The 3,904-nt window shown below is 75.1% G+C and carries 3 protein-coding genes and 2 pseudogenes; 2 read left to right on the top strand and 3 right to left on the bottom strand.

What is annotated here, in order from left to right:
* Positions 1-14 precede the first annotated feature (14 nt).
* The gene (locus AB0K09_RS30850) at positions 15-977 is read left to right on the top strand and encodes a glutathione S-transferase C-terminal domain-containing protein (protein ID WP_366068706.1); all 963 of its coding nucleotides are present in this window, start codon (positions 15-17) and stop codon (positions 975-977) included.
* A 63-nt stretch (positions 978-1,040) separates the two neighbouring features.
* Here AB0K09_RS30850 and AB0K09_RS30845 read toward each other — a convergent pair whose 3' ends face one another.
* The 3 genes and pseudogenes from AB0K09_RS30845 to AB0K09_RS30835 form a co-directional block, all read right to left on the bottom strand.
* Positions 1,041-2,261: an FAD-dependent oxidoreductase gene (locus AB0K09_RS30845; RefSeq protein WP_366068705.1), complete on the bottom strand. Its 1,221-nt coding sequence runs from the start codon at positions 2,259-2,261 to the stop codon at positions 1,041-1,043.
* Complete coding sequence (locus tag AB0K09_RS30840) at positions 2,258-3,574, bottom strand: FAD-dependent oxidoreductase (RefSeq protein ID WP_366068704.1); 1,317 nt, start codon at positions 3,572-3,574, stop codon at positions 2,258-2,260. The genes AB0K09_RS30845 and AB0K09_RS30840 overlap by 4 nt, the downstream gene beginning before the upstream one ends.
* Positions 3,571-3,816, bottom strand: a pseudogene (locus AB0K09_RS30835) (molybdopterin dinucleotide binding domain-containing protein); the annotation flags it as partial. The gene AB0K09_RS30840 and the pseudogene AB0K09_RS30835, both read right to left, overlap by 4 nt.
* Here AB0K09_RS30835 and AB0K09_RS30830 point away from each other — a divergent pair.
* Positions 3,811-3,904: pseudogene (locus tag AB0K09_RS30830) on the top strand (glutamate--tRNA ligase family protein); the annotation flags it as partial. The pseudogenes AB0K09_RS30835 and AB0K09_RS30830 sit on opposite strands and share 6 nt — an antisense overlap.

The following is a 3,904-nucleotide window of genomic DNA, read 5'->3' as shown; positions in this document are numbered from 1 at the left end:
ACCGGTCACCCACCATCACGCCCGCCGAGACACCCACCCCCGAGCCCGGCCCCCCCCCCCCCCACTTCCGGTACGCGCCCGCCCCCGAGCCGGGCCGGTACCGGCTCGTCATCAACCGCGGCTGCCCCTGGGCGCACCGCGTCGTCCTCGCCCGCCGCCTCATGGGCCTGGAGACGGCCGTCTCCATGGCCGAGACCGACCCGGTGCGCGAGCTGATCGACGGCGACCACCACTGGGTCTTCTCGGAGGAGACCGGCAGCCCCGGCGGCATCGACCCCGTCCTCGGCATCCACGCCCTGCGCGAGGCCTACCTGGCCGCCGACCCGCACTACACGGGCGGGGTCAGCGTGCCCGGCCTCGTCGACATCCCCTCCCGCAAGCTGGTCAGCAACGACTTCGACCAGCTCGCCCGTGACTTCGCCACCGAGTGGACCGCCCTCCACCGGCCGGGCGCGCCCGACCTGTACCCCGAGGCGCATCTCGCGGAGATCGAGGAGCTGGACCGGGACGTCTACCGCGACGTCAACGACGGTGTCTACCGCGCCGGCTTCGCGCCCTCGCAGGAGAGCTACGAGCGTGCCGTCCACGCCCTGTTCGCCCGGCTGGACGCGCTGGAGGAGCGACTGTCGACCCGCCGCTACCTGGTCGGCGACACCCTGACGGCCGCCGACCTGCGGCTGTGGCCGACGCTGATCCGCTTCGACGTCGTCTACCACGGCGCGTTCAAGTGCAACATCCGCAAGATCAGCGAGTACCCCGCGCTGTGGGGCTACACGCGCGACCTCTTCCAGACGCCGGGCATCGGCGACACGGTCAACTTCGACCACATCAAGCGCAGCTACTACTACGGCATCCCGGGCCTCAACCCGGGACGCCTGGTGGCCGTGGGCCCCGACCCGAGTGAACTGCTCACCCCGCACGGGCGGGAAGCACTGGGCGGCCGCCCCTTCGGCGACGGAACCCCGCCGACCGGCTGAGCTTCGCCGGAAACGCCGGACGGGCTGGAGATGTCCAGCCCGTCCGGCGTTTGCATGCGTGGACTACTCCACTCCGGCCAGCAACTGATCCGCCGGCCCCGGCAGCGCGCGCCCCAGCAAGGAGTGCAGCAGCGGATACGCCCGCGCGTCCCCCGCCAGCACCCCACCCAGCAGCGTCGACCCGTCCGGCGCGAGGACGAGCTTCGCGTAGACCCCCTCGTCCCGCCGCGCGCGCACGTACTCCACCGCCCCCGGCGTCGCCGCGTGCGCGTCGCCGAAGCTGGCCACGTCCACGCCCAGCAGCTTGAGCTTGGTCGACATGTCCGCGCCGGGGAACGCCGTGTCGGCGACGCCGAGCAGCTGGTCCACGACCGCCTCGGCCATCCGGTAGCCGGGCGCGACCAGCCCGTAGCAGCGCCCGTCGACGGCCGCGCACTCGCCGATCGCCCAGATCCGCTCGTCGGAGGTCCGGCAGCGGTCGTCCACCAGGAAGCCGCCGCGCTCGCCGCGCTCCAGACCGGACGGTTCGGCGAGGTCGTCGCGGGGCCGGACGCCGGCCGAGAAGACGACGAGGTCCGTCTCCACCACCGAGCCGCCGGCCAGCCGCAGCCCGCCGGCCCGGCCGTCCGGGCCCGGCTCGATCGCCTCCGTCACGGCCCCGCAGTGCACGGTCACCCCGAGGTCCGAGACGAGGTCCGCCAGGACCTCGCCGCCGCCCGCGTCGAGCTGGACGGCCATCAGCCGGGGCGCCATCTCCACCACATGCGTCCGCAGACCCAGGGCGCGCAGCGCGTTCGCGGCCTCCAGGCCGAGCAGACCGCCCCCGATGACCACCGCCGGCCGGCCCGCCCGCCCCTGGGCGGCGGCCCGTATCGCGTCGAGGTCCTCGATCGTGCGGTAGACGAAACACCCGGGCAGCTCGCGGCCCGGCACCGGCGGCACGAACGGGCGCGAGCCGGTGGCCAGCACCAGCGCGTCGTACGCGACCCGCGTGCCGTCCGCCGTGACGACCTCGCGGGCCGCACGGTCGAGCGCCGCGGCCGGCGTGCCGAGCCGCAGGTCCACCAGCGGATCCGCGAGGAACGCCTCGTCGACCAGGGACAGTTCGGCGGCGCTCCGGCCCTCCAGGTACGAGGTGAGCGCGACCCGGTCGTACGCCGGGCGGACCTCCTCGGCCAGGACGACCACCCGCCAGACGCCCTCGCGGTCGCGGGACCGCAGATCCGCGGCCAGCCGGTGGCCCACCATGCCGTGGCCCACCACCACCAGGGTCTTGCTCGTCATGCCGCCTCCAACACGGTCCGCACGGTCTTCACACAGGTGCCGCAACCCGTGGTCGCCCGGGTCGCCGCGGCGACGCCGCCGAGCCCCCGGGCACCGCCGCGCAGGGCGGCCAGCAGGGCCGCCTTGGTGACGTTGTTGCAGCGGCAGATCACCGCGTCGTCCGGCAGCTCGACCGGCCCGAGCGGCGTCGGATCCGTGCCCAGCAGCAGCGACAGCAGGCCGGACGGCACCGGCAGATCCCGGTCGTACAGCTGGGTGACGTCGGCGATGCCACGCGGCAGACCGCACAGCACCGCGCCCGCCAGCCGGCCGTCACGCACCGCGAGTTCGGCGACCCTGCCGTGCGCGGGGTCCGACAGCCGCACCCGCTCTGCACGCTCGTCGAGCGTGCCCATCGCGACGAGGTCGAGGCCGGGCACCCGGGGCCGGACCACGGACCGCGTGCCCCGGTAACCGCCGCGGCCGGTGGCGATGAACCCGGCCAGCGCCTCGGCCTGCTCCCACGCGGTCGTGACGAGACCGGGCGCGCCCCGCGGATGCTCCGCGCAGTCACCGATGGCGTGGATGCGCGGGTCGCTGGTGCGCAGCAGGTCGTCGACCAGGACACCCGATCGCACCGCCAGCCCCGCCTCCCGCGCCAGCCCGGTCTCCGGCTCGACACCGGCGCACCGCAGCACGACGTCGGCCCCCAGGGGCTCGCCGCTGTCCAGCGTCACCTTGCCGTCGTCGATCCGCTCGACCAGGCTCTCCAGCCGGACGGCGACACCCTGTTCGATCAGGTGCGCGGCCAGCAGCTCCGCGGCGGCCGGGTTGAGCCGGCTCTCCATCAGATGGGCGTTGGGGTGCACCAGGGTCACCTCGCGGCCGGCCCTGCGCAGGGCCAGCGCCGCCTCGACGCCCAGCACGCCGCCGCCGACGACCGCGACGGCACCCTCCGCGAGCCCCTCGCAGTCGGCGAGGGACCGCAGCGTGCGCATGCCGTCGCCGGACCGCGGCCGGGCCCCGGTCGCCAGGACCAGCACGTCGTAGCCGTACTCCTCGCCGTCCTCGGTGGACACGACGCGCCGCCGCCGGTCGACGGCGACGGCGCGGGCGTTGAGCCGGACCGTCACGGACGGGGGCAGCGGCGGCAGCGCGAGTTCGGCGGGGGAGAGGGTCCCGTCGAGCACGGACGGGAGCAGCACCCGCTGGTAGGCCGGCACCGGCTCGGCGCCCAGGACCGTGACCGGCCCCGGGAAGCCGTGCCCGGCGCACAGCCGTTCGGCCAGCCGGTGGGCGGCCGGTCCGTTGCCGACGATCAGCACCCTGGTCATCCCGGCTCCTCACACGCGTCGGCGCACGGTTCGATCCGCACCGCGCACACCTTGAACTCCGGCATGCGGCTGACCGGATCGAGGGCCGGGCTCGTGATCAGGTTCGCCCGCCCCTCGCCCGGGAAGTGGAACGGCAGGAAGACCGTGTCCCTGCGCAGCCCGGCGGCGAGCCGCACCCGCGCCACCGTGCTGCCGCGCGCCGAGCTGACCCTGGCCTGCGCGCCCTCGCGCAGCCCGGCCCGCACGCGCCGTACCGTCAGTCGCAGCGCATGGACGTCTACAAGGACGTGGCGGCGAAGCTGCTGGAGTCCGGCCACGCGTACCGCTGCT

This window comes from Streptomyces sp. NPDC049577, assembly GCF_040675635.1.
GTDB lineage: Bacteria > Actinomycetota > Actinomycetes > Streptomycetales > Streptomycetaceae > Streptomyces.
This window is presented reverse-complemented; position numbering and strand designations above follow the sequence as displayed.